The sequence below is a fragment of the Nocardia sp. NPDC058705 genome (genome assembly GCF_042749305.1).
Lineage (GTDB): Bacteria > Actinomycetota > Actinomycetes > Mycobacteriales > Mycobacteriaceae > Nocardia.
Genome location: NZ_JBHYRN010000005.1, coordinates 1 through 20979 on the forward strand (window position 1 = coordinate 1; position 20979 = coordinate 20979).

Here is a 20979-nt window from a genome sequence, read left to right on the forward strand (position 1 = left end):
GAGAACAACTCCACCATCACCGGGTCAGACGCCGAGATCACCACCGGTAAGACGATACCTGTTGCTGCTCAACGACTTACGGGACATTCCTTAGGCGGGCACGAACAGCGCCTTCCAATTCGGCGAGCCCCACGGCACGACGTGGCTGGCCGTGAGGATGGTGCGCGCGCCCAGCAGTGACGCGGTGCCCCACCAGCTCCAGTTCGGGCTGGTCGCGTCCGGCCAGACGAAGATTCGCCCGACCAGTGAGTACGGGTAGGCGTTGGGGTAATACGGCGACCGGGCGTCGGGCGGGATCACCCATTCGGGACGGACGCGGGTCCCGTTGCGGCGCAGGATGGTGGGCTGCTCGACACCGGGCGCCAGGGTCGGCATCGCCGACACCGCGGTCCAGTCCGGAATGTAGGACGAACCTTCCGGGCTGAAATCGTCGGTCGGCGCGAGTTCGGCCTCGATGTCCGCGGGCGTCACCGGCTCAACCGCACCGACGACCACGCCGAGCACGGTCTCGGGATCGGTGACCGTCAGCCGACCGTCCGGGGCGATGGCGAACGTTTCGGCGGGCTCGGGTGCGCCGGGGGAAGGGTGGCGATCGAAGGTCAGAAAGTTGGCCGGGTCATGTAGCTGCGTCGGCGCATCGCCTTGCTGGGGGCGCGATTGTGCGAGGACTCGTTCGAGTGGGTCGGGTCGATCGTTGGACATGGGGGTTCTCCCTCGTTCGGGTGGATGTGGCTGCGCAGCTCGCGCTGTCACCCATCGTGGGAGGTGAAAAACGGCCTGACCAGGCTTGCGGCCAAGGCCATACCGGTCCATACGGAGTCGGTGTGTATGGACCGGTATGGCCTTGGCACCAACCCTGGTCAGCGGTGTCGGCGGACTCGCACCATCGGTGTGTGCGGTTTGCGGAATGCACCGCACCCCCAACTCAGTATCGGAGCGCGACCATGTCCACCACTTCCAAAGCTTGCCTGCGGCACCGTATTTTCCGGGTGGCCGTGCTCACCGGGTTCGTGATCGGACTCGGTGCGTTGACCCCCGCCGTCGCCACGGCCGAGGACGAGCCGTACATCCTCGCCAACCTGTACTCCGGGCTGGTCGTGGACGTCCCCGCCCCCAACGGTTCCACCGCGAACACCTTCACCGTGCTGTGGTCGGACTGGGGCGGCGCCAACCAGCGCTTCGACCTCGTGCCCATCGACCCGAACAATCCGAACTCCGACTTCCTCATCAAGGTCCGCCACGCCGGCAAATGCCTCGACGTCAACAACGCCCGCGGCGACGACGGGGCCAGAATCCAAACCTTCGACTGCTACGGCGGCGCCAGCCAGCGCTGGTACACCGAGATCGTCCGAGACCCGTACTGCCAACCAATGACCTTCTGCGGCAACGCCACCACTATCCGCGCGCGCCACAGCGGCAAGTGCCTCGACGCGCACAACCCGAACCCGTCGTTGGCGAATCGCCCGAAACAGGGCACGCACCTGCAGCAATGGACCTGCTTCAACAACGTCAACCAGTTTTGGTCGATCCGTGGCGGGCCCGGGCCCATCCTCCGCTGAAACACCGAGCAATAGCGTCCGGTTGGCTGCGCGGGAACTCGGGGCGGCCAACTAGACGCGTGCCCCCTTTCGTGAGTTCCTGCAGGGCAGCGCGGTTGCTGTCGGATTCAGTGAACGCGGATCACGGTGGCGTCAGCCTCGACCAGCCAGACAATCCAGGTTCGCTGCTCGGTGCGGACGGCTCGGTCCCGCAGGCGGCAATCACCGCGGCGGACACCGTGAGGGCGAGGATTGGCCGACGACACATACGATCTCCTTGGCTGGTGCGAGTACACCTGCCCTCCGGGACCGAAACGCCGAGCGATTCACAACTCTGGGGTGCGCGGATGCGTTTCCGCAGGTCAGAGCGTTGCGCGTGAGATTGGTTGTGGAACATGATCGTTCAGGAGGGGATGCGCGGATCGTCGGTGTGTCGATGCAGGTCAACGGGGTAAAATCGAGGAGCTGTTACGCATGCACGACTCCCGCGAGGGAACAGAAACCATGTAAGTCCTGTTCTTTTGTAGGGACGAAACCGTTACGCGCACGCGACTCCCGCGAGGGAACAGAAACCTGCGATTTCCCGGACGTTTGAGTCCGTACGGCAATTCTGGTCCCCGAAGTCGTCTGCGAATGGCAGGCGAAGGGAATACGGATGTCTGGCGGATTGCTCGAGGCGATTGTGGCGGATGCGAATCTGTTGCAGGCGTGGCTGGTGTCGGAGGCTCGATTGGGAAAAGAGCCCGTGCCGCATGCGGAAGTGGTGGCACTGCGGGACGGACTGCTTGCCAATCTCGCCGCGATCGGGACGGCGTTGAGATCGGGGACGTGGGAGCCCGGGCCACTGCGGCGTGCGACGATCGCGAAAAGTGACGGCGGACAGCGGGTTCTGCACATCCCACCGTTGGTCGATCGGGTCGCTGAGCGCGCGATAGCCGCGGTGTTGACCGTTTTATCTCGATCCGCAGTTGCAACCGGACAGTTATGGGTTTCGGCCGGGATTGGGAGTCGAGGACGCGACTGGCGTGAGCTGCGGAGGTTTCCCGCAGCGAGTGAGGAGCTGGGTCGATGTGGCCTCCATGGTGGGAGCAGTTGCGCCCGTGGGTCCGTAGAAGGTGAGCTGGTTGCGGTCGGTGACCGCGAAGCCGTATCCGGCTCGTTGGGGGTTGGTGGCGAAGTGAGGAAGGGTCCAGGCCGTCGTGCCGGTTCGCAGGTTGAACGCTTATAGCACACCACCTTTAGTGAACACGGTGTGCTCACGGTCGGTGAGCCAGTGAAACGGGACGGTGTAGGACTTGACCACGTCGAAGGGCTGGGTCGACGGGGTCTCGCCGGTTCGGAAGTCGATGGCCGACAACGTGTCTTCGCCGACGAGCAAGACCGTGTCGTCGATGATGTCGGTTACGCCGCGCCCACCTGACCAACGCTGGCTGCCGCCGGTGAAGTTGTAGGCGGTCTCGCCGATGAGATAGCTGTCGGGCGAGTCTGCCACTGTGAGTGGGGCTGCGTCGTCGCCCTGGCTGTCGTGGGTGCGCAGCGTGTTTCCGTCGCTGTCGGGTACGACGGTGCTGCGCTGGGTCTTCGAGCCGCCCGGGCAGGTGACGGCGACGAGTCCGTGTCCGGGATAGTGCAGACGGCGATGCCGTTGGTGGCGATCACCTGTTTGCCGTCGGTCGCGCGTCGGACGATGCTGCCGGTGTCGCCGCCGAAGTAGACGAATTCGTCTGTCGTGCCGAAGTGTTGCTGATCGCCGGAGCCGGGGCAGGCCTGTGTCGACTTGCGATCGACGCTCCAGTCGGCCGTGAGGTCGTCGATACTTCCGCGGGTGATCCGGCACCAAGATCAGCACCGCCATGTCGGACCCCAATCGAGCATTCGCGTTGCCCGGTCTGCGGGCTTGGTAGCAGTGAAGTTTCCGGCGTGAGTTTCTGCGGGGTCTCGTCCGAGGCGAAAGGGAGCGCTCCCATCAGCGGCGCGCTCGTTAGATCACTTGCCTCACAGGCAATCTCGCTACTGCTGTATCGCCCTTTCGCGGGCAAACGCCGACCACCTCGACGTGAGCCGCAGCCGGCTCCGCAACGAATCCGGCAACTCGAGGTTGAGGATCAGACCATCCGGTCTTCACCGGTCCGAACGCTCCGGTGCGCCGTAACTATAAGCAGGCGAGTGTGTTTCGAGAGCTGAAAGCAGACCAACGGGTCTGTGCCGGTCAAGATCGAGGCTGCTGCGGCTCGTGGGTTTTCGCAGTCGAGTGGTAACAGTTCGGCGGTGGCGGCGATACTCCACGGGGGTTTGCGTTACGCATGTGCGGAGAAGGGACCATCCCAGTATGGACGCCATATACAGGCAGTATGCGCAAGAGATGCATGCTGAGTTCGGCTATCTGGCATGTTGGGCACCGTCGGTGCCTCTAGCTTTGGGTGATGTCGGTGTCGTCACCAAGGGGAGATTCGACGGGAGCACGACCCTCGCCGCGTTGGGGATTTCATTCAAAGGTAAGACGCAGAAGAAAAAATTCGATTTCGAGTATTCGTCGGCGCGTTCGGTTGAGATTCGTGCGAACGGCGAGTTGGGTGTGAACGACAATTTGCGGTCGTCTGCGTCGATCCAATTCGACCGGGGTGGTGCAACATTTTTTCAGGCTACTGATTCGACGATCGAGCAGATCGTGAACCTGGTAGCGCTGGAGGCGGATTTGCGTCGATGCCTTCGAGATGGGTTGTGGCGTCGGGAGTATGTTGTGATCACCTCGCTTGTGCACACCGGGCCGACGGTGATCTTCGTATCCAACGGACCAGGTGGCCGGGTCGACTTTAGTGTACGTGGTGACGGGCTGGGCACCCCCCTGCCGATCGCCAGGGCGGCGGCTGATCTGGCTATCACATCGAAGACGGAGTTGGCCGCCACTGTGATCGCACCCGAGGGGGCAACTCCTTTGTTCCGCGCGGGTCAACTACGTAGGCGTTTGATCGGTGGAGAACGGTTGCGTATTCGAGGACCCGAGGACTCCGACGAATGGCAGTTCACACCCTTGGGCTGGGCCGAAATGGCAGATCCTTCCGAGGTGTCAAATGATCCTCGTGAATAGCGGGGGTGAACAGTCGACTCGGCGATTGTCGGAGGCGACCGGCATCGCCCGGGAGTTGGCATTGGTGGATGGCCGGATCATCGATGTGCGAGACTTGGCGACCGCTGTTGTGTATCACCCAGACTCGTCATGCCGGGCGCGGTTGGTGCTGCGCCGCCTGGGAGCTTATCGGCGGATTTCCGACGACGATAGCGAATCCGAGGTGGCTGCGGCGATGTCGCGCAGTCACCGTCCCTCTGCGTCGATTTCGGCAGCAGAGAATACGCTCACGGTGCTGAATCAGGTGCCCTACTGGGCCGAACGAACTGGGGATCGTAATCCCGACACTGTGCATCTGCTGCTCGCCTGTCTCGCCTATGACGCCAACGTCGTACAGTTGCGCGATGCCGGTATAACGGTTAGCGACGTCATTCGTGCCGCTATGGCCGTTCGTCGGAACGTTTCTCCTCTCGACCGACAATTCGGCGATCGCGGTGCCATACCGTCGACTGCCCGACCAGATGTGCCCACACCGTACTTCTTCAAGAATCAGGAACTGCCGGAGGCCGGCGCACTCGGCTACGGCGACGCCATGAGCCGATCACAGGTACCGGGGGTGGCCCATACGAGTTCGCGTGTGCAAGGTCATCTACTTCAGTGGCATATGTGGCTTGACATGGCTGCTCTGGTCACGGCAGTTCTCCTGCCCCTGGGAGCCGTCTATGCCGCCTTCACAAGCAGCGTCTGGTCACTGCTGTGGCTTGCTGGCCAATTGCGCCGATCCGATGCTGGGCTGGGGCTTCGACTGGGGGGCGATCTGGCTCTGATCGTGGTCACGATCGTTCTGGGTTTACCATGGTTCCTACCGATACTTGCCATCGCGAACCGAATCATCGATGTGATCGAAGGCCGTCTGGGGCTCCTTCACGCAAAAGCTGACACCGCTGATGTCACCCTGACAGAGAAGAGCATCAGATCTGATCGACGCATCAATCTGCGCGCCGCGAACACCGAACTCATATCTCGAATAACCGGCGGGGTGAATCGAGAATGAAGGTATCCGACTGGAACGTCTCCACATTCGACCCGCACGCGAAGGTCACGGAGGAGGACCTTCGTACGTGGTTGGAGCAGCGATATCGACTTCCCGATGACGAAGACGTCAACAGCTACATCATCTGGCTCCCGTCGGCCACTGTTACAGTGGGAATCGGATTGCCGCTGCTCATCGAGGCGATTGCACGAGCGCCGTTGTCCATGCGGATTGCGCGCACCTATCGGACTAGGCGTGGATCGATCGGACTGTTCCGATGCGACCTCACATCATTGCTTAACCGTTGTACGTTTCTGATACTGGTCCTCAAAGCTGTTCTGGTCGCCACGGCCTGGGTCGCGGGTTCGCATATCTCCGATTCCGCTCTGTGGGGTGGGCTCACGAGTATCGCGGCATGGTCCATGATGGGATGGCGGGGCCAATTCGCGTTCCCCGTCTACGGCGCTGTGGTCGTTCTCGCCGCTGTGGACCAGCATCTATTGCTGTGGCTGCTGCTGCCCGGCATTTTCGTGTTTCGAGCGGTGAGAATCGCGCTGATGGCGTGGGAAGCGGGTGTGCTGTCCCCAACCATCCTCGATAGTCCCGTGCTGTTCCTGGGCCACCACTACGTGATAAAGGCGTTCTGGAACAAAACCGCAGCGTCGGTGTTGCTCGCTGTCGACAAAGCCACCCACGATGACCGAGCCCGAACCGTCATCTTCACTCGCGACGCGATGGCAGATGCGCCAGCCTATCTCAAACCTGTACTCGTGCAGTGCGATGCGCTTGCCGCTCTCGCGGAACCAGATCTTCAGTCCGCGATGCGGTTGTCTCAGGAGGCACGAGCACTGTGCGACGAGGACCGCCCGGAGATCCGGGGGTGGTGCGCGTTGCAGTCAGGTGACGTGCTGCTTGCAGCCGGACAACTCGCGGCAGCCGAAGTCCGCTGGAAAGAAGCCGAAGAGGATCTCCTCAAAGCAGGCTCGCGTGCGCGATATTGGCTCGCCGAAACGCGTCTTCGACGGATCGAGGCCCTGACCCGAGACCTCGACTCTCCCACACAATGCCTTGAAGGTCTTAGGATCCTGTACGAGCTGCGGCTATCGGCGGTGCGCCGGGCGGACCTAGCGCTGCTCGAAAAGACCGAGAATCTACTGCTGAGGCTAATGCGCGAAGCAGAGAACAGCGCAGGCGCTCTCGAACATTTGGAGGAACGCCATCGGCTGGCGGAAGGACGAATGGCCCTCAAAGTCTCTGTCGGAGATAGTGCGCGTCTAGCGTTACTGCTGGCCACGCTCTGTGTGGATGCCCTCGAGAACCCAGAGGATTACCCCGCGAAAACTCACGGCGACATACGTCTACGACAAGAACGCTACGCATTCGCTGCGAGTGTATGCGACGACGCACTGCGACATCTCAGCACGACGGCCGATCGAGTAGCCGAAGCCCTAGCGCTGGCTTTGCTGGCTCGCATTCAGACTGCTGTCGACCTACGTGAGGAAGCGCTGGCCAACGCGCTGCACAGCCTCAACGTCGTCCATCAGGTCCGATACCAACTGCCGACCACCGCGTGGCGCACGAGTTGGACCACCGGCAACGCCGAAACATACGCGCTCGCTTTGGATCTCGCGTCTGGCCAGGACTCGTCCTTGGTTGCTGAACTGCTCGAAGTTGTCCGAGCGCAAGCCGTTCCGCTCGAGGCGGACTCGGCGAGCAATCTACTGAGATCAGTGTTCGATTCGTTGGTATCACAGACCGGATTGCCGATCAGCGAGCAACGCTCCGATACGGATCTGAATGCTGACCCGGTGATTCCCGACCAGACGATTCTTGTTCAGCAGGCATCGTGGGTCGGCGGCAACATCGAATCTGCAATCGATCTCGACACCGAGCTCCAAGCGATGTACCCGAATAGTTGGTATTGGAGCTATTGTCGGGTCGGTCAATCTGTATACCACGCGGTGCGAAGTCCGGACGGTGACTGGGTCGACGAACGTCGGGATTACGGCGAACTTGCCGACCCACTCCATGTTTTCGTTCGGCACCTACCAATCAACTTGCAAAGTGAAACCAATTACGAATCAAGAGACTCGTACGGCGCTATACGGGCGGAGTATCCGGATAAGCCCACCGATCGCGGCACCGCTGGCCAAGTCTGGTCCCGGATACTCAACGATCTGGGTGGCGCGCTGATTCCCTGGGTGCTCGCTCAGCGAATCGACACTGCGGATGCGGCGGATCCGATCTCGCTCGTGGCGGCACCCACCGGTGCTCTGGTCCTCGTGCCGGTCAGTGCTTTGGTGACCGGCGCAGGTCGCGACGTTGTCGATTATGCCTACACCACGTATGTTCCGTCGATCGCTTTGCTAGCAGCACGGCGGCGGCTCTTGACGTGCGTTGACTCAGGCGGGGATGCGAGCAAGGTTTTGGCCGTGCTTGCACCGCATGTAGTTCCGGGCGACTCTACGGCCAAGGACGGTTTGCCCCAGGCGGAAACTACGGTTCCTGATAGCAGCGCGGTATTGTTCGGCTATTTGACTAGGGATTATTTCGCCGATCGACTCAGGGGCGAGCGCTCGGAGGAGGGCACGCTTTTCCTCGCTGGCCATGTCCTCGAACTCGACGACGTCAGTGCACCAGGTCGAACTGGTATCCAGTTCAGCGACGGTCCCCTCAACCTTCGCGAGTTCTACCGGGTTCGGCCGGACGGGACGCCGCACTATCGGATGCCTGGACGCGTCGTTTTGGCCGGATGTATGAGCCTCGGTGTTTACCCGGACATCATGGACGACAGCATCGAAGACCCTGACTCGACGTTGCTTGCCCCGGAGTGGCTCGGTATGGGTGCGGCAGTTATCTACGCCGGGGCGCAACATGTGTTCTGCACGTTGTATCCAGTCCTAGACACCGAGCACACTAAACGTATCGACCTCGCTCTCGTCGATGCAATGCGCGAGGGTAGCGACCCTGCTCGTGCTCTCAGGGACGTGCAGCGTGCGGAGATCCAACGGTGGCGAAATTCCAAAGGCACACTCCTCGTGGTAGCCAACGCATACGCCTACGTCGGAATCGGTGACAACGTCACAGACCCCACCCAACCCCAGATCCTCCTCGCCCCCGCACCGTTGACCCCCCGATCGCCGAATACGGAACAATCGATCGCCGCGATAGGGCCGAAACCCCGAACCTTTCACCCGGTATTCGAAATGCTTCGATCCCATCCTGCTGGTAGTACCGGCGGTGACGGCATTCTCGAGCCATCCCTGGTCGACGGAGTGGTTCAATTCACCGACTTCGACGGCACGCCACATGGGCCAATTGAAGTTCACAAAGTCACGTGGTCAGGAGAAAACGTCAATACTCTGGTGTATGTACAGGAGAAATCGCGGCAGTGTGTACGGCGCCTCCATCTCTACATCACAGACTGCCGGATCGTCCTGATCTCGAGCGACCCGCGCGCCCGTAAAGTGGCCGTCGGTCATATCCGATACCCCTGGATCTCGGCACTGCTGTTTCGCCCCACCCACTCGCTGTACGACAGTAGGATCCAACTCCACATGAGGCAAGGCATCGACGACACGACAGACCGCTTCTGGGAACTGCGTATTGAGTTTCCGAAGCATATTGACAGCGCGGAGATCACTCACCACATTCTGCGACGACTCGCTGACCACCATCTCCGCCTCGGCGAGCTACCAGTGGAAGCGATCGCAGGCTTCGAGTCCCTTCGCAATGGAACTCGCCAACCCTATATGGACACAGGTGAATTCGCAGCTTACCAAATCGGATACTTCAAACGCTATCCCGACGGCATCGACTACCTATATGGAAAAAGTCCGCGGAGCGGCTGGCTGGGTCCGCAATCTGTTGACCCGGGCGAATACAAAGATGACCACTCGTAGACGACGCAGCGTCAAAGCTCGTCGACCGCGGTGCACTGGCGAACTTTTGATAAGACTGGCCAACTACCAATGCGAGTCACGGTGTCGAGATTCAGCCGTGTCGGAGTGGTCCTGCTCGTCTCAAGATTCGGATGCTGTTTCGATCGCGGAATCCGTTGCGGCCGAGAAGAATTTCGTTAACCGGATAATATGTCGACCCAGGCAACCTGCCGCCAGCGCTGACTGAGTTTACCTCTGGATCGTCACGGCTCAGGCAAAATCGTCTGCGTCCCAGCTGAACCAGCATCGCAACTCGAACTCGTAGCCCCGCCGGGGAAACAACCTCCACGGCCAGCCCTGGGTACGGTAGGCCCAAACTCCAAGCTGGCATGTCGGGCGTGCACTCCCCGGACACCATGCCACCCGGCCCGGGTCCTAATCGGTGACCAGGACGACTATGTGCATCTCTCATTCTCGTCGTCCAGTCGACGGTTCGGCCTGGGTGAAATGACCGATGGCAGGCCGCCGCGAACGGGGTTCGCGACGGCCTCGTCGGCAATGCCTATTTGTTCTGTTTGGTCTCTTGGACTTTGCGGCGCATCTCGGCGGCGAGGGCCTTCTTCCGTTCCTCCTCTCGCTGGCGACGGATCTTGTCCTGCTCCTTGGCGTAGCGGATTTCGCTGGTCTGGGGAGTCAGGGGTGGCTGGTCGATGGGCATGGTGTGCTCCTGTCCGGTGACGGTTGGTCACTGGTTGTTTCCGGGACCAGATCTGCCTGTCCGGCGATAGCGGTGGTGGTTACCGCACCGAGCCCAGTGGGGGTATAGCGGCCGAGCGAGGCGATTTCGGCGAACGCGCACAGCACCCGAAACCACACCAGCACGACGGGATCTTCCGCGGCGCACACCAAGTCGAGATCGAATTCGAGTGGAACCTCACGAATGGCAGGGGTGCCGCTGTCGGGGTTGGTCGCGATCTGATGCGCGGTCGCGGGCGCGCAGTGGCGAATGGCGGCGATGGTGGTGTGCGCGCGGAGTTGTTCGAGGATGTCCTCGGGCACCACCGCTGGTTCGCGCGGCGCGGGCTCGGTCGGTGGGGACCACGAGTTGAGCAGTTCCCACCGGTTGGCCAGGGAATTGAGAATGTGTGTGGCGCTGACGTATTCGGTGTGGCCGCGTTTGAACAGCACGCCGGAACGCGTGCGGAACCGGCACGCGACCCAGTTCTCCGCCGCGGTCGTGGTGAAGAAATGCCACAGCGCGGCGGCGGTGACGGTGGTGGGGGCCGATCGCAACGTGAACTCGACCACGCTGGTTCCGTTGCCCCAGTTGAGGTGTCCGGTGGGTGGTGGCGTACGCAGCGGCGGCCACCGGTCCGACAGCCAGGTGAGCTGGAGCAGGCCGGGATGGCGTGGCCCGGGAGTTCGCAGATACAGCGCGCGGGGTTTGACGTTGTCGTCGTGTTTGTCGTCAGCGGTGACGTGTTCGCCGAGTAGTTCGATACCCATCTCGCGCACTTGTGTGCCGCGCGGGGACCGCATCCGATCGCCATCGAGCAGGCCGCTACGGTAGGTCAGATCGAACTGCCAGGTGTGCATGGAGCAAGCGTAGGTTGGCGGCGGTATCGTCACCGAAATAGGCTCAGGCAGGGTCGAATCGGTGCAATTCGGTGCAGCCGAGGGTGCCGTCGGCGAGCGCGCGCAGCGGACCCGGCACCGGCAGATCGGCCCGAGTAGCGGCGACCATGGCGACCGCGCGCGAGACCACGTAGTACACCCCGGTCCGGGCTGCGGGGAGTCCGTCGACGCGTGTGCCGAACTGTCGTCGCCGCACTGCGACAGGGACGCTGTGCGACCCGCACAGCTGCACCGGAAAGGTCGACGATCCGCACCGGGCGCGTCGCTGGGGGGGCAGCCGACGCGTGGTGTTCGCGGCGACTATGAGCACGACCTCGTGCGGAGTGAGATTGATCAGCACCATCGCCTGCCCGACGCGTCAATGCTGTTCGCAGCGTGGGTGATAGCGGACTAGATCAGCACATCCCAGGACGCCGTGCGGGGCCCGCACCCGCATTGTCCCCGGAACCACCAGGTCACCAAGGTCGGCACGCAACAGCGCGACCGCGCGCGAGACGATGAGGCACACCCCGTCGACCGGCGCAGGCAGGCCACGCACCAGCGTGTCCGGGGTCAGATCACGGACCGGGACCGGGACCGGGAGGGGGTTGGGCAGCCGTGTACTGAACACATCGTCGGTGACTCGGGCGATGGTCTCCCCGGCCGGCACCCGCAGTGGGCCGGTGGCGGTGAACAACACAATCGGGTGGGGGTGGTGTTGACCAGTCGCATGTCCTCGTGCCTTTCAGCTGATCGGCTGGAGTCGAACGGAACGGTTACGCGCGGCCGGACCCGGCAATAGCACGCCGTCGGCGGTGATGTCGGGCACGAACTCCGCGAAATCTGTTCCGACGCCGCGCGCGATCAGCCGATCAGCGGCGATGCCTTCGTCGAGGAGCACCTGGCGTACGGATTCGGCTCGCGCGGTTGACAATTCGATGCGATCGCGACCGTGCCCCGGTATTCCGGTGGCGGTCGTTCCGGTGATCTGCAGCCGCATCCCGGGATCGGCGCGTAGGGCCGCGACGACTGGGGCCAACACCGCGCGGGCGGCGTCCGGGTTGACGAACTGTTCGCTCTCGGGCAGGAACCGCAGGGTGTTGCTGTCGAGGACGGTCGGTGTCGCGGCGAAGGCGGGCGTCGCGGGGGCCGACACGAGCGTGACAGGGAACGGGGAACCGGTAGGAGCGCGGTCGGGAACGGTGTTGAGGAACGAGATACATGACGCGCCGGCCGTTTCCAGCACTGCCCGATAGATCGCGCGCAGGTGTATCGACTGCGCGTCGGTCAGCGGTTGCTGGGGGCTCGCGGTCGAACCGATTCCGGCCAGCAGCACCGCGACCCCCGAGAGGTCAGGCAACGCCGCTGCCTGCCGCAAGAACTCAGCCACCTCGCCAGGGTCGGCTCCCAGCACACCTGGCTGCGAAAAGTCTAGCGGCGGAACGGTTTGCAGACCCGAATCGATCACCAGCACGGTCGGCGTCCCGCTGCCGGTCCGCGCGGCCCGCGCCGCGACGAGAAGCGCCCCGATCACATCGACCTCGTGCGCGTCGGCCCGCAGGGTACCCAACCGCGCGCTCACCTCGACGATGTCGGCATCGACCCGCTCCCGCCGAGCCCGCTCATTGGCGGGCAATGTCTCGGGCACGAACTTCGCGCGCACCGTCGGAGACCCATCCGCATCGACGAACACCACCGACCGTCCATCCCTAACCATCCCCACGATCACCTCCCGCACCGGCCCCTCCACCCGCGGGCCGAGGCGAATTCTGCCGCATGGCGGCGACCACCGCGAGCGACCCCGACCCGGCCGCACATTCCAGGTCGCTGCTCGGTGCGGACTGCTCGGTCCCGCAGGCGGCGATCACCGCGGCGGACACAGTGAGGGCGAGGACTGGCCGACGACACATACGATCTCCTTGACTGGCGCGCGTACACCTGCCATCCGGGACCGAAACGCCGAGCGATTCACAGCGTTGTGGGTGCGCGGACACGTTTCCGCAGGTCAGAGCGCTGCACGTGAGATTGGTTGTGGAACATGATCGTTCAGGAGGGGGTGCGCGGATCGCCGGTGTGTCGTTGCAGGTCAACGGGGGTAAAATCGAGGAGCTGTTACGCGCACGCGACTCCCGCGAGGGAACAGAAACGAAAGCCATAGTGACACTCCTTGGTGAGGTGCGTGTTACGCGCACGCGACTCCCGCGAGGGAACAGAAACAGTTTTCTCCTACGTCTTGATGAACCCTTGTGTTACGCGCACGCGACTCCCGCGAGGGAACAGAAACGAGTCGACATGACTTTACTCCCTTGTGCTAATGGTTACGCGCACACGACTCCCGCGAGGGAACAGAAACAGTTTCTGTTGAGCGGACTTCGCGCCCATGGGGTTACGTGCACGCGACTCCCGCGAGGGAACAGAACCTGCGATTTCCCGGACGTTTGAGTCCGTATGGAAATTCTGGTCCCCGAAGTCGTCTGCGAATGGCAGGCGAAGGGAATGTGGATGTCTGGCGGATTACTCGAGGCGATTGTGGCGGATGCGAATCTGTTGCAGGCGTGGCTGGTGTCGGAGGCTCGATTGGGAGAAGAGCCCGTGCCGCATGCGGAAGCGGTGGCACTGCGGGACGGACTGCTTGCCAATCTCGCCGCGATCGGGACGGCGTTGAGATCGGGGACGTGGGAGCCCGGGCCACTGCGGCGTGCGACGATCGCGAAAAGTGACGGCGGACAGCGGGTTCTGCACATCCCACCGTTGGTCGATCGGGTCGCTGAGCGCGCGATAGCCGCGGTGTTGACCGTTTATCTCGATCCGCAGTTGCAACCGGACAGCTATGGGTTTCGGCCGGGATTGGGGGTCGAGGACGCGACCGGCGCGTTGCGGGGGCAGATCGCCGATGGGCAGCGATGGGTGATTCGCACCGATATCGAGGAGTGTTTCGCCTCGATTCGCGTGGAGCAATGCTTGGCGGAGTTGGCACGGGCGGTCGATGATCCGGCCGTGGTCGCCTTGGTGGCGAAGGCAGCGCGGCGGTCGGTGGGTGAGCGCGCGGGTATCGGGTTGGCGCAGGGCTCGCCGTTGTCGCCGATATTGGTGAACCATTTTCTGGACGGGCTGGACAGGGCTGGTTGGGACGAGGGTGTCTCGGTGATCAGATATGTCGACGACATCGCTGTCACCGCGACTTCGCGGGCAGAGGCTGAACGGCAACTCGCCGTCCTGCGACGGCTCGCGAAACAGCGTGGCCTGACTCTGACGCCGCACAAGACACGGATCGTCCGGGCGGATGATGGAGTCGACTTCCTCGGCACGGTCGTGCGATCAGCGACGGTCGGCGCCGGCGCGCGCCTGACCGATCCGGCTCGCGCCACCGTGCACATCACCCGGCGCGGGTCGGCACTTCGGGCTTCTGGCAGTCGGTTCGTGGTCACCGGTGCTGGGCGGAACTTTCGACATCCGGCGGGCCGTACCCGGATGATTGTGTGTGCCGACCGTGTACTGATCACCTCGGCCGCCCTCGGCCTCGCAGCCAGGTCGGGAGTCGGGCTAGTGGTGGTCGACCCGCAGAACGAGCACCTGATCTTCCTCTCTCCCAACAGCGGCCGGTACGAGGTACTTCGAGCACAATACGCCGCCGAGGAGGATCCCGCACGCGCGCACGCTGGCCGCCGCGATGGTACGAGCCAAGATCACCAACGGACGAATCCTGCTCACCCGCACCAAATCTCGTCGCGACGCGGTGCCCCACCCCACTGCCGCCCGCCTCGACAGGCTTCGTGATCACTGCGCGAACGCGACCACGATCGCCGGCCTGCACGGAATCGAGGGCGCCGCGTCGCGCATCTACTTCGACAGCCTGCGCGCGTTGATCCCCGCCGACTGGGGCTTCGTCCGTCGCAACCGTCGTCCACCGAAAGACCCGATCAACGCCATGCTGTCCTACAGCTACACCATCCTCGCCGCCGAGGCTCGCCACGCCGTCGAACTCGCCGGCCTCGACCCGACCCGGGGCTTCCTCCACACCCGGCACCGGGGCCGCCCCAGCCTCGCTCTCGACCTGATGGAGGAGTTCCGCGCCCTCGTCGTCGACACGACCATCCTGCGACTTATCGCCACCCGCGCCGTCAAACCCGAGGGATTCACCACGAGCGTCAACGGTTGCCGCATGGACCAACCGACCAAGCGCGCCCTCGTCGAAGCGCTCGAGCGCCGCCTCCTCACCCGCGTCGTCCATCCAATACGCCGCACCCCGATGTCCTACCGCGACTGCATCGAGCACCAAGCCGTCCTCTTGGCGAACGCAATGGTCACCGGCGGCACCTACCAGCCGATGTTGTGGCGGTAGGCCATGTCTCGCGCGCTGGTCGTGTACGACATCGCCGACAACCTCCGCCGCGCCACCCTCTCGGCGCTGCTCACCGAATACCGGCCGCGCGTCCAACTGAGCGTCTTCGAAATCGAGCTGCCGACCGCTGCGGACCGCGTCATCCTGCTCTCGCGCATCCGCGCGGTCATCGACCGCCGCGAAGACCAGGTGCGAATCTACGAGATGCCGGTGCACGCCACTTCCCGCACCATCATCGGCGAGCGAGTACTGGAGGAACGCCGTGGCTACTACATCGTCTGATCGGACGGCGTGTCATCGCCGAGGTGCGCGCACCCATCGATGCAGGTCAGGGCATCGTGGGCGATGTCGGAACTGAAACAAGATCGTTCGGGTGGGGGTGCGCGATTTCGGGCTATGTCGTCGCAGGTCAGACGGGGTAGAATCGGCGAGCTGTTGCGCGAACGCGCGTCCCGAGAGGGAACAGAAACAGCCATATCGGCTCCTTACTTGAGTGAGGTGCGTGTTGCGCGAACGCGCGTCCCGAGAGGGAACAGAAACCCTCATGCTAACCATCCTCCTTGTGCCGAAAGTTGCGCGAACGCGCGTCCCGAGAGGGAACAGAAACCCGAATTGCCCCGCGTCATATTTTCAACCTTCTGTTGCGCGAACGCGCGTCCCGAAAGGGAACAGAAACGCGTTGCTCGGCGGACTTGCTGAAACAGGAAGGTTGTGCGAATGCGCGTCCCGAGAGGGAACAAGACGGTCCCGTGAGTTGGCGCGAGTGAATTAATCGGAGATCGGGTTTCCTTCGCATTCGGTTGCGTAATGGTGCCAGAGTGCGGCATCTATGATCAGCACAGCCACCCCGCCGAGTCGATGGTGAGTCCGCTCGCGGTCGGCAGTACCATCGCCAGCGCCGAGCTGACCAGCGGAACCTCTACGATCGCGGCGACGAGAAGCAAACTCTTGCAGGCGATCTCGAAGGCGATGACAGCGATGAACGGCCACCCCAAGTAGCGGTGCAGCAGGCGCGCTGCTGTGCTCAGTCCCGGTGGTCGGCGTCGGTGGTCATGGCGGATTCGAACGAAGTCATCGCGGCGCTCCGAGTGGTGGGTCGTGAGCACAACCTCTCCAGGATCAGATGCGGGCCCGCGCTCGCTCACCGATGACGCCCGACAGCCGTGATGAGATCCGGGGAATCGGTAGGTGGGGCATTGACACAGTCGCGGCCGGTGAAGCTTCTATCAGCATGGGGCGGCCAGGGGACGTTCGATGACCACCGTCCACCGATCCGGATACCTGCGCGCGCCCCACTCGCGGTCGCCGCCATCACACCCAGCAGCACGTCGCTCGCCACTGCCGTCAGTTCGACCATCCCGACGGACGGTGCACCGACCGCCGGCGACGCCCATGAGTGACCACGACCCTGACCACGCACGGCCACCCAACAGCGCGGACATTATCGTCAGCGGCTCGCCGTGAGCTGCTTTCACACCCGATCGACAGGACGGTTTGCTCGACGCAAGTGTTGATGCGCTTCATGCCCTGCTGATCGGGGTGGAGGTCACGGAGCCGAGTCCGGTAGGCGTGTAGCGGCCGATCGATGCGATTTCGGCGAACGCGCAGAGGGTCCGGAACCAGGTGAGGGTTGTGTCGGTTGTGCTCGCGCACCGCAGATCGAGGTCGAATTCGAGGGGGGTCTCGCGGATGGCCGGGGTGTGGAGTTCGAGTTTGGTGGCAATTTGGTGCGGGTTGCTCGGTCCGCAGCGGCGGACTTCGATGGCGCAGGTCGACAACAGTTCCTTCATGACGTTGGCCGGGACCGGCTGGGCAAGAGCTAGTTTCGCTGTGCCGGGCGGTGTCCAGGTGGTGACCAGTTCCCATCTGTTGGCGATCGCGTTGAGCAGATGGTTGGCGCTGACGTAGTCGGTGTGGTCGCGTTTGAACAGGACGCCGGAGCGGGTGCGGAGTCGGCACGCTGACCAGTTTTCGGTGTCGGTGTTGTCGGTGAAGTAGTGCTCGAGCGCGGCGACGGTGACCGCGGTCGGGGCTTGTCGTTGGTGGAAGTCCACGACACTGGTGCCTTGACCCCAGTTGAGGCGGCCCGATGGTGGGGGAACCCGCAGGGGCGGAAAATGATCCGACAGCCAGGTCACCTCGAGTAGTCCCGGGTGTCCGGGGCCGGGTAGCTCGAGTCGGAGCGCACGGGGTTTGAGTTCGTTGTCATGGTTGCCGTGTTCGGTGGTGTGTTCGCCGAGTAGTTCTATGCCCATTTCGCGGATCTGGGTGCCGCGTGGTGCGCGAATGATGTCGCCGTCGAGTTGTCCACTGCGGTAGGTCAATTCGAGGGTCCAGGTGCGCACCGATCGAGGGTAGCCGGTTAGTGACTTGCCCGGAGGCTGTGGACGTTCGCGACAGCGCCCGACAGGAGATGTCGGGCCGCTGCGCTCACTGCCTATTTCTTCTGTTTGGTCTCCTGTGCTTTGCGCCGCATCTCGGCGGCGAGGGCCTTGCGGCGCTCCTCGTCACGTTGGCGACGGAGTTTGTCTTGTTCTTTCGCGTACCGCACTTCGCTGGTTTGCGGGGTCAGGGGTGGCTGGTCGATGGGCATTGGGGCTCCTCGGGTTAGAAGGGGGGGACATTCTGTGTATCCGGGACCGAATTCGCTTCCGGCCGTGGACTGGTCAGCGTGAGCAGCGTGGACAGTGACGGTCGAGTCGCGGCCGTTCGCGGCGGTGGTGGAATCGAACAAGGTCGGCGCAGCCGATCTGGCCGTGGGGTGGGCGTACCCGCAGCGCACCCGGGACGAGCAGGTCTGTCCGCTGCCGACACAGCATCGCGATCGCGCGCGAGACGATGTACCGCACGTCGTTCTCGGGTGCGGGTAGGCCGTGGACGGTTGTGCCGAGGGCTAGATCGCGGACGGGAACGGGTAGGGCGTTCGACTGGTTCACCTCGATCGCGGGGTCAACGATCCTGGCCGGGGCGGTGGCGGCGGGCAGTCGCACGTGGCCGTTGTTGGTGAACAGGACGATTTCGTGGGGTGTGGTGTTGACCAGTCGCATCGGTGATGGTTCCTCTCAGCGGATCGGCTGCAGCCGGACTGAACGGTTGCGGGCAGCGGGACCGGGCAACAGGGTGCCGTCGGCGGTGAGGTCGGGGATGAACTCGGGGAAATCGGTGCCGACGCCGCGGACGGTGAGCCGATGGACGTCGACGCCTTCGCCGACGATCAGGATGCGCACGGATTCGGCTCGCGCGGTGGACAGTTCGATGTGGTCGCGGCCGTGACCCGGAATCCCGGTGGAGGTGGTCCCGGTGATCTGCACCCGCAGGGTGGGGTCGTTGCGTAGGGAAGTGACGACCGGTGCGAGAACTGTGCGGGCTGCGGCCGGGTCAGCGAATTGTTCGCTGTCTGGCAGGAATTGGAGGGTGTCGCTGTCGAAGACGGTCGTGCCGGCGGAGAATGTCGGCGCGGTGGGAAGCGCGACCACGGTGACGGGGTACGGGGAGCGGCCCGGAGCGCGATCGGGAACGGTGTCGAGGAACGCGACGCAGGGCGCGCCGGCGGCGGACAGGATGGCGCGATAGACCGCGCGCAGATGTGTGACCTGTGCATCGGTGAGTTGTGCTTGATGGTCGGCGGTCGCGCCGAGTCCGGCGAGCAGCACTGCGACGCCGGTAAGGTCGGGCAGTGCGTTCGCGCGCTGCAGGAACAAGGTGATCTCGGCGGGATCGGCGGACAACACCCCCGGCTGGGAGAAGTCCAGGGGGCAATGGTTTGCAGGCCGGAGTCGTGGAGCAGGACCATGGGTGCGCCAGGGCTCGTGCGGGCGGCGCGGGCCGCGACGGTGATCGCGCCGAGAATGTCGGCTTGATCGGCGTCGGCGCGCAGCGTGCTGAGCCGCGCGGTGACCTCGACGGTGTCGGCGTCTGCCCGCTCGTCGCGTGCCCGCTCGTTGGCGGGTGGCGGTTCCGGGACGAATTTCCCCCGGACAGATGGTGACCCGTCGGTGTCCACGAAGTACACCGGTTGTCCGGCACGCACCGTGGCGGCTACCGCATCATGAACCGCGCCGTTGATCCGAGGTCGCGGCGAATTCTGACGTATCGCGGCTGCGACAGCGAGCGGGCCCGAACCTACCTCGCACACGGGGTGGGGTCCAGGCTCGGCATTGTCGGAGCCGCAGCCGGTCACCGTGCCAGCAGCCACGGCGGAGGTCGCGAGTGAAACAAACAGGCGGCGCATGGGAGCTCCTTCGAACTGTGGTGTCGCGCTTGGTGTCGGGGACCAGATTGGTGATGTGGACGCTGTGCATGGGTCGCGGCCGCGTAGGGTCCGGGATGCGCAGTAGTGGAGACCGTCCACTTGCCGGGGAACCGATAGGTTGAGTGATGTGACCGCGCTGGGCTGCGAAGTCTCTCCTCGGCGGAGGGTGGGAGGTGCGCGGCAGCATTTGTGCTGGTCAAGAGGTTTTGGTAGTTGTTGAAAGTGAAGCAAGATCGTCCAGGTTGGGGTGCGCGATCTGTCGGTGTGTCGTGCCTGGTCAGCGGGGGTAAAATTGAGGAGCTGTTGCGCCCCGGCGCTTCCCGAGAGGGAACGGAAACGCACCGTTTTCCAGCGTGTACATGGCCATGATGGTTGCGCCCCGGCGCTTCCCGAGAGGGAACGGAAACCCGGATACTGTCATCTTGTTAACTCCTGGACTCGTTGCGCCCCGGCGCTTCCCGAGAGGGAACGGAAACCTTACGGTGGTTACCTGATGCATTACAGTCCTCTCGTGGTTGCGCCCCGGCGCTTCCCGAGAGGGAACGGAAACACTTCATGAAGTCGCATCGCTGGAGGTCAGCTGCTGAGTTGTGCCCAGGCGCTTCCCATGAGGGGAGGCGCCTTCTTCGGTGTGCTCTTGGTGGCTGAGTTCGGTCCCGGATCTCTCCTGTGAAGGAAGGAGCGGGGCGATGGTGAGCGAATTGTTGGCCGCGATCACGGCAGACGCGAATCTGCTTCAAGCGTGGACCATCTCGGAGAGTCGTCTGCCGGACGAACCAGTTCCACACGAGGAAGTGTCCGCGTTCCAGTCTTCGCTGTTGCGGAATCTCGAACAGGTCGGAACGGCACTGCGGGAACAAACCTGGTGTCACGGACCGTTGCGCCGCGTCGCTATCCCGAAAAAGGATGGTGGGCAACGGGTTCTGCATATTCCGCCGCTGGTTGATCGTGTCGCGGAACGGGCGAACCGCGGGATCCAAAGTCGAAGCCGAAAGGCACTCGCGGTACTGCGCCGGATCGCCCGCCACTCCAAGCTGGCGCTGTCGACGGGCAGGACGCACATCGCGCACGCCCGTGACGGCGTCGACTACCGCCGACAAAGCGCGCACTCATCGACGAACTCGAACGCCGCAATCTGATCCGGGGTTGTTCACCTGATCCGTCGCGCCCGGTTCTCTTACCGGGACCAGGTCAGGATCTACGAAATGCCGCTGCACGCCACATCTCGGACCATCCTCGGTGAGCGGGTGCT

General features: G+C 63.5%; 20 protein-coding genes, 2 pseudogenes and 3 CRISPR repeat arrays. Of the genes and pseudogenes, 9 read left to right on the forward strand and 13 right to left on the reverse strand.

Features of this window, described 5'->3' with window-relative positions:
* Window positions 1–90 precede the first annotated feature (90 nt).
* The gene (locus ACFW6D_RS09000) at window positions 91–702 is read right to left on the reverse strand and encodes a hypothetical protein (protein ID WP_379326319.1); all 612 of its coding nucleotides are present in this window, start codon (window positions 700–702) and stop codon (window positions 91–93) included.
* A gap of 242 nt (window positions 703–944) precedes the next feature.
* Between ACFW6D_RS09000 and ACFW6D_RS09005 the strand changes: the two genes are divergently transcribed.
* A complete protein-coding gene (locus ACFW6D_RS09005) occupies window positions 945–1559 on the forward strand; it encodes an RICIN domain-containing protein (RefSeq protein ID WP_379326321.1) in 615 nt (204 codons plus the stop codon).
* A 1201-nt stretch (window positions 1560–2760) separates the two neighbouring features.
* Here ACFW6D_RS09005 and ACFW6D_RS09010 read toward each other — a convergent pair.
* A complete protein-coding gene (locus ACFW6D_RS09010; protein ID WP_379326323.1) occupies window positions 2761–3030 on the reverse strand; it encodes a hypothetical protein in 270 nt (89 codons plus the stop codon).
* Between the two features lie 837 nt (window positions 3031–3867).
* Here ACFW6D_RS09010 and ACFW6D_RS09015 point away from each other — a divergent pair.
* Genes ACFW6D_RS09015 through ACFW6D_RS09025 form a run of 3 tightly spaced genes read left to right on the forward strand, consistent with a single transcriptional unit; the run spans window position 3868 to window position 9540 of the window.
* Complete coding sequence (locus ACFW6D_RS09015) at window positions 3868–4626, forward strand: hypothetical protein (RefSeq protein WP_379326325.1); 759 nt, start codon at window positions 3868–3870, stop codon at window positions 4624–4626.
* Window positions 4610–5659 (forward strand): hypothetical protein, encoded by a 1050-nt coding sequence (locus tag ACFW6D_RS09020; protein WP_379326326.1) that lies wholly within the window; start codon window positions 4610–4612, stop codon window positions 5657–5659. The genes ACFW6D_RS09015 and ACFW6D_RS09020 overlap by 17 nt, the downstream gene beginning before the upstream one ends.
* Entirely contained in the window at window positions 5656–9540 is a 3885-nt protein-coding gene (locus ACFW6D_RS09025; protein ID WP_379326328.1) for a CHAT domain-containing protein, read from the forward strand. The genes ACFW6D_RS09020 and ACFW6D_RS09025 overlap by 4 nt, the downstream gene beginning before the upstream one ends.
* A gap of 541 nt (window positions 9541–10081) precedes the next feature.
* Here ACFW6D_RS09025 and ACFW6D_RS09030 read toward each other — a convergent pair.
* From ACFW6D_RS09030 to ACFW6D_RS09055, 6 genes are all read right to left on the reverse strand, one after another.
* The gene (locus tag ACFW6D_RS09030; protein ID WP_379326330.1) at window positions 10082–10237 is read right to left on the reverse strand and encodes a hypothetical protein; all 156 of its coding nucleotides are present in this window, start codon (window positions 10235–10237) and stop codon (window positions 10082–10084) included.
* The gene (locus ACFW6D_RS09035) at window positions 10213–11115 is read right to left on the reverse strand and encodes a hypothetical protein (protein WP_379326332.1); all 903 of its coding nucleotides are present in this window, start codon (window positions 11113–11115) and stop codon (window positions 10213–10215) included. The genes ACFW6D_RS09030 and ACFW6D_RS09035 overlap by 25 nt, the downstream gene beginning before the upstream one ends.
* Window positions 11116–11158: 43 nt before the next feature.
* Window positions 11159–11350 carry a hypothetical protein gene (locus tag ACFW6D_RS09040; RefSeq protein WP_379326334.1) on the reverse strand — a complete coding sequence of 64 codons (192 nt, stop codon included), beginning with the start codon at window positions 11348–11350 and terminating at the stop codon, window positions 11159–11161.
* A gap of 162 nt (window positions 11351–11512) precedes the next feature.
* Entirely contained in the window at window positions 11513–11830 is a 318-nt protein-coding gene (locus ACFW6D_RS09045) for a hypothetical protein (RefSeq protein ID WP_379326336.1), read from the reverse strand.
* 48 nt (window positions 11831–11878) lie between these two features.
* Window positions 11879–12850 carry an OmpA family protein gene (locus tag ACFW6D_RS09050; RefSeq protein ID WP_379326338.1) on the reverse strand — a complete coding sequence of 324 codons (972 nt, stop codon included), beginning with the start codon at window positions 12848–12850 and terminating at the stop codon, window positions 11879–11881.
* The gene (locus ACFW6D_RS09055) at window positions 12843–13043 is read right to left on the reverse strand and encodes a hypothetical protein (protein ID WP_379326340.1); all 201 of its coding nucleotides are present in this window, start codon (window positions 13041–13043) and stop codon (window positions 12843–12845) included. The genes ACFW6D_RS09050 and ACFW6D_RS09055 overlap by 8 nt, the downstream gene beginning before the upstream one ends.
* A gap of 201 nt (window positions 13044–13244) precedes the next feature.
* Window positions 13245–13554: a CRISPR direct-repeat array (repeat unit 36 nt; unit sequence GTTACGCGCACGCGACTCCCGCGAGGGAACAGAAAC).
* An 81-nt stretch (window positions 13555–13635) separates the two neighbouring features.
* Here ACFW6D_RS09055 and ACFW6D_RS09060 point away from each other — a divergent pair.
* From ACFW6D_RS09060 to cas2, 3 genes and pseudogenes are all read left to right on the forward strand, one after another.
* Window positions 13636–14430: pseudogene (locus ACFW6D_RS09060) on the forward strand (reverse transcriptase domain-containing protein); the annotation flags it as partial.
* Between the two features lie 123 nt (window positions 14431–14553).
* Window positions 14554–15475, forward strand: a pseudogene (gene cas1 / locus ACFW6D_RS09065) (CRISPR-associated endonuclease Cas1).
* Between the two features lie 3 nt (window positions 15476–15478).
* Complete coding sequence (gene cas2, locus ACFW6D_RS09070) at window positions 15479–15757, forward strand: CRISPR-associated endonuclease Cas2 (protein WP_379326342.1); 279 nt, start codon at window positions 15479–15481, stop codon at window positions 15755–15757.
* 151 nt (window positions 15758–15908) lie between these two features.
* Window positions 15909–16219: direct repeats of the CRISPR family, unit length 36 nt; unit sequence GTTGCGCGAACGCGCGTCCCGAGAGGGAACAGAAAC.
* An 89-nt stretch (window positions 16220–16308) separates the two neighbouring features.
* Here the strand turns inward: cas2 and ACFW6D_RS09075 are convergent.
* The 5 genes from ACFW6D_RS09075 to ACFW6D_RS09095 form a co-directional block, all read right to left on the reverse strand.
* Window positions 16309–16581, reverse strand: a complete 273-nt coding sequence (locus tag ACFW6D_RS09075; RefSeq protein ID WP_379326344.1) for a hypothetical protein — start codon at window positions 16579–16581, stop codon at window positions 16309–16311.
* Window positions 16582–16995: 414 nt separating this feature from the next.
* Complete coding sequence (locus tag ACFW6D_RS09080; protein ID WP_379326346.1) at window positions 16996–17820, reverse strand: hypothetical protein; 825 nt, start codon at window positions 17818–17820, stop codon at window positions 16996–16998.
* 92 nt (window positions 17821–17912) lie between these two features.
* A complete protein-coding gene (locus ACFW6D_RS09085; RefSeq protein WP_379326348.1) occupies window positions 17913–18068 on the reverse strand; it encodes a hypothetical protein in 156 nt (51 codons plus the stop codon).
* A gap of 73 nt (window positions 18069–18141) precedes the next feature.
* Window positions 18142–18522: a hypothetical protein gene (locus tag ACFW6D_RS09090; RefSeq protein ID WP_379326350.1), complete on the reverse strand. Its 381-nt coding sequence runs from the start codon at window positions 18520–18522 to the stop codon at window positions 18142–18144.
* 15 nt (window positions 18523–18537) lie between these two features.
* A complete protein-coding gene (locus ACFW6D_RS09095) occupies window positions 18538–19203 on the reverse strand; it encodes an OmpA family protein (RefSeq protein WP_379326352.1) in 666 nt (221 codons plus the stop codon).
* A 50-nt stretch (window positions 19204–19253) separates the two neighbouring features.
* On the opposite strand from ACFW6D_RS09095, the gene ACFW6D_RS09100 reads away from it, so the two are divergent.
* Together ACFW6D_RS09100 and ACFW6D_RS09105 are read left to right on the forward strand one after the other, a co-directional pair.
* Window positions 19254–19463 carry a hypothetical protein gene (locus ACFW6D_RS09100; protein WP_379326354.1) on the forward strand — a complete coding sequence of 70 codons (210 nt, stop codon included), beginning with the start codon at window positions 19254–19256 and terminating at the stop codon, window positions 19461–19463.
* A 566-nt stretch (window positions 19464–20029) separates the two neighbouring features.
* A CRISPR array of direct repeats spans window positions 20030–20350; the repeat unit is 36 nt; unit sequence GTTGCGCCCCGGCGCTTCCCGAGAGGGAACGGAAAC.
* An 81-nt stretch (window positions 20351–20431) separates the two neighbouring features.
* Complete coding sequence (locus ACFW6D_RS09105) at window positions 20432–20866, forward strand: hypothetical protein (RefSeq protein ID WP_379326355.1); 435 nt, start codon at window positions 20432–20434, stop codon at window positions 20864–20866.
* Window positions 20867–20979: the final 113 nt, after the last annotated feature.